Here is a 373-nt window from a genome sequence, read left to right as displayed (position 1 = left end):
TCGAGTAAGCTCCCCTAACCTCCACCGAAGGGTTCGAATTTCGCTTCTGACCTGGGGTTTTGTGGTGATAGCGGCTGCCTGGGCGTGTCGGGTGGTTGTGGTGAGTGTCCTGGTCAGGGGTTGTTACCTGTGGCGCAGTCAGTTCACTCATGTAACGAGCCCAGCACTGCCGTGAGGTGGGCGATAGTGTGCCGCGTCTGCTGCACAGACCATAGGTCGGTTTGATGCCCGCGACGCCGCACAACGCGGCGGGTTCGCGGATGGAGCCGCCAGTGTCCGAACCTGTGGCACCGAGGATCAGTCCGCCGCCGACGGCTGCCGTCTGACCTGCGATGACGGGCGCGAGGCTGGTGGGGCCCGCCGGTGGCTTGTG

1 pseudogene is annotated in these 373 nt (G+C 64.3%); it reads right to left on the bottom strand.

Annotated elements, in window-relative coordinates:
* Positions 1-181 precede the first annotated feature (181 nt).
* A pseudogene (locus ELR45_RS42825) lies at positions 182-373 on the bottom strand (amidase family protein); the annotation flags it as partial.

The organism is Phytoactinopolyspora endophytica (assembly GCF_004138495.1).
Lineage (GTDB): Bacteria > Actinomycetota > Actinomycetes > Jiangellales > Jiangellaceae > Phytoactinopolyspora > Phytoactinopolyspora endophytica.
The sequence above is the reverse complement of the archived record's forward strand: the minus strand, read 5'-3'. Positions and strand labels throughout refer to the sequence as shown.